Genomic DNA, 3,318 nt, shown 5'->3' with positions numbered 1-3,318 from the left:
ACGTGATATTCGTGCTTTATCTGATCACGATCGTGTGTATCCTGCTGCTGACCTTTGCGCAGAGCTACCTGTTCATCGTGCTCATTGCTCTGGTCGCGTTCGCGTTCGGCGGCAGCGCAGGCGTATTCCCGGCTGTCACGGCGGATTATTTCGGCATCAAGAACAACGGTGTCAACTACGGTCTCGTCATGATCGCTTTTGCGGTTTCCGGCCTGCTGTTCCCCGCGATCGCCAAGATCGTCACCATAGACGGCATTCCCACCGCGTGGACGTTCATCATCCCTGCGGCAGCCTGTGTGGTCGGCATCATCGTGACCGCGCTGCTTAAGAAGGATTCCGTCAAAAAAGTCAAACAATCCTAACGACACACAAACAAAAGCAGGATGATCGCTCATCCTGCTTTTTTATTGCCAAAAATACAAACCGTCTGCCGTATCAGTGCTTTCCGGTAGAACCGAATCCGCCCGCGCCGCGCACCGTTTCATCAAGCTCCTGCACCTCGCAGAACGAAAGCTGCATCACAGGCGTGACCACCATCTGCGCGATGCGCTCACCCGGCGCCACCGCCTGCGGCTTGTCCGAATGATTGTGCAGCGCCACCATAAATTCGCCCCTGTAGTCGCTGTCCACAACGCCCACCTTGTTAGCGGGCGCAAGGCCGCGCTTAGAGGCAAGCCCGCTGCGCGCATAAATGAGCCCAGCATATCCAAGCGGGATCTCCATTGCGATGCCCGTATGGATCATTTGGGTCTCGCCCGGGGCGATCACCACTTCCTCATCAAGGCACGCGTATAAATCCGCGCCCGCCGAAAATTCCGAACCATATGTCGGGATCACTGCCTTTTCATCCAATTTTTTGATGTTGATCTCCTGTTTTTGCATATTCACTCCCTCAATCCTGTTTGTCGTCCCAAAGTACAGTCTTTTTCTGCCGCAAGGATTCCTGCACCAGAATCGTTCGTTGGTTTTCCGACCCCTTAAAGCGCAGGTTGATATTTTTCTTCGCCGCCACAAACGGCCCGTCCACCAGTACGTCTATATAGGAAAGAAATTCCTTCACGTCCGGCTCGTCCACCCATGTCCCCAGCACGTCCCGCTCAAAATCATATCCCGTAAAGCACCAGATGTCCTTGCCGGGGTACGCCCTACGCACGCGCTTCAAAAGGGGCAGCAGCGCCTGCACGTTTTGCCGTTCCATCGGGTCTCCGCCAAGAAGCGTCAGCCCCTTCACATGAGCGGGCTTGAGGTACGCAAGGATGGCGTCCGCCGTTTCATCCGTAAACTCCTCACCATATGCAAAATCCCACGTCTCCGGGTTAAAGCACCCCTCGCACCGGTGAGAGCATCCGCTCACAAACAGCGAAACGCGTATGCCCGGCCCGTTTGCCACGTCATATTGCCTGATATCCGCATAATTCATGGCTTACAGGTGAAGCACGCGGTCTTTGATCTCTTTGGTCTTGCCCACGTTCCAGAAGTTTTCGCCCAGATACCCGCACGTACGGCGCGTTACGTTCATCTTTGCGTGATCCTTGTTGCCGCAGTTGGGGCATTCCCATTCATTATCGTCGTTGATAATGATCTCACCGTCGAATCCGCATTCATGGCAATAGTCCGATTTGGTATTGAACTCCGCATACTGGATGTTATCGTAGATATATTTGACGACCTCCGCAAGCGCCTCTAAGTTGTGGCGCATATTGGGTATTTCCACATAAGAGATCGCGCCGCCGGACGAGATCGTCTGGAACTTGCTCTCAAAATCAAATTTGCTGAACGCGTCGATCTCCTCGCGCACGTCCACGTGGTAAGAATTGGTATAATACCCCTTATCCGTAATATCCTCGATGGTTCCAAAGCGTTCCTTGTCGATGCGCGCAAACCGGTAGCAAAGCGATTCCGCCGGACTGCCATAAAGACCGAAGCCGATGCCGGATTCTTTTTTCCAGCCTTCACACGCCGCACGCAGGCGGTTCATGATCTGCATGGCAAACTCCTGACCGCGCACCGTCGTATGGCTTTCGCCCTTCATCAGCTTGGTCGCCTCATAAAGTCCGATATACCCAAGCGAAATGGTGGAATAGCCATCCTTTAAAAAACGGTCGATCTTTTCGCCCGGCGCAAGCCGCGCGATCGCGCCGTACTGCCAGTGCACAGGGCTCGCGTCCGAGGTCGTTCCAAGCAGCGCGCGGTGACGGCACAGCAGCGCCTCATGGCAAAGCTCCAGCCGCTCGTCAAGCAGCTCCCAAAATTTCTTTTCGTCGCCCCTCGCAACAATGCCGATCTGCGGCAAGTTGAGGCTGACGACGCCTTGGTTAAAACGCCCTTCAAATTGATACTTGCCGTTTTCGTCCTTCCACGCCGTCAAAAAGCTGCGGCATCCCATCGGGCTGAACACATTGCCCTCATAATGCTCGCGCATCTTTTTCGCGGAGATATAGTCCGGATAAAGCCGTTTCGAAGAGCATTTGACCGCCATCTCCGTGATATAGTCATATTTCCCGCCCTGCAGGCAGTTGTGCTCATCCAGTACATACACAAGCTTGGGGAATGCCGGCGTCACATATACGCCCTTTACGTTTTTGATGCCCTCCAAACGTTGGCGCAATATCTCCTCGACGATCATCGCGTTTTCATTGAGATATTCGTCGTCCTTATCAAGATTCAAAAACAACGTGACAAACGGCGATTGCCCGTTCGTCGTCATCAGCGTATTGATCTGATACTGAATGGTCTGCACGCCGCCCCGAAGCTCCGTGCGCAGCCTCTCGTCCGTCAGCTTGCCGATCATTTCCTCCGAAGCATCCGCCCCCATGATCTCGCGGAAACGCTTTTCAAATTTTTCCTTGCTGCGGCGCAGATATTTCCCCAAATGCCGCACGTCAACAGATTGCCCGCCATACTGGCTGCTCGCCACAGAAGCAATGATCTGCGTCATCACCGTGCACGCCACCTGAAAGCTCTTGGGGCTTTCGATCAGCTTGGCGTTCATCACCGTACCATTGTCCAGCATATCGCCGATGTTGATCAGGCAGCAGTTAAAAATCGGCTGCAAAAAATAATCCGCATCATGAAAATGCAAAACGCCCTCGTCATGCGCCTTAGAAATTTTTTCAGGCAGCAGAACCCTGCGCGTCAAGTCCTTAGATACCTCGCCCGCAATGAGGTCGCGCTGCGTCGCCGCCACAACGGCGTTCTTGTTGGAGTTTTCCTCCATCACGTCCTTGTTGCTGTTTTTGATCAGGCTCAGGATCGAGTCGTCCGTCGTATTTGCTTTACGAACCAGCGCGCGCGAATAACGATAAATGATATACGTTT

At 53.6% G+C, this 3,318-nt stretch carries 4 protein-coding genes; 1 reads left to right on the top strand and 3 read right to left on the bottom strand.

What is annotated here, in order from left to right; all coding sequences use genetic code 11:
• Positions 1-362, top strand: a 362-nt coding sequence (locus VB081_RS12970; protein ID WP_323401201.1) for an MFS transporter, incomplete at its 5' end; no start/stop codon positions are given.
• Between the two features lie 73 nt (positions 363-435).
• On the opposite strand, the gene dut is transcribed toward VB081_RS12970, so the two are convergent.
• From dut to nrdD, 3 genes are all read right to left on the bottom strand, one after another.
• Positions 436-882: a dUTP diphosphatase gene (gene dut, locus VB081_RS12965; protein WP_323401200.1), complete on the bottom strand. Its 447-nt coding sequence runs from the start codon at positions 880-882 to the stop codon at positions 436-438.
• A 10-nt stretch (positions 883-892) separates the two neighbouring features.
• The gene (nrdG, locus tag VB081_RS12960) at positions 893-1,420 is read right to left on the bottom strand and encodes an anaerobic ribonucleoside-triphosphate reductase activating protein (protein WP_323401199.1); all 528 of its coding nucleotides are present in this window, start codon (positions 1,418-1,420) and stop codon (positions 893-895) included.
• Between the two features lie 3 nt (positions 1,421-1,423).
• On the bottom strand, positions 1,424-3,318 hold a 1,895-nt coding region (nrdD, locus tag VB081_RS12955), incomplete at its 5' end, for an anaerobic ribonucleoside-triphosphate reductase (protein ID WP_323401198.1).

Origin of the sequence: Christensenella sp. (genome assembly GCF_034927525.1) — a bacterium.
Taxonomy (GTDB): Bacteria; Bacillota; Clostridia; order Christensenellales; family Christensenellaceae; genus Christensenella.
Note: the sequence above shows the minus strand (reverse complement) of the source record. Positions and strands in the feature narration are given on the sequence as shown.

Coding starts and splice junctions, on each gene's coding strand:
- nrdG (WP_323401199.1), bottom strand. CDS start 1,420: ATGAATTATGCGGATATCAGGCAATATGACGTGGCAAACGGGCCGGGC.
- dut (WP_323401200.1), bottom strand. CDS start 882: ATGCAAAAACAGGAGATCAACATCAAAAAATTGGATGAAAAGGCAGTG.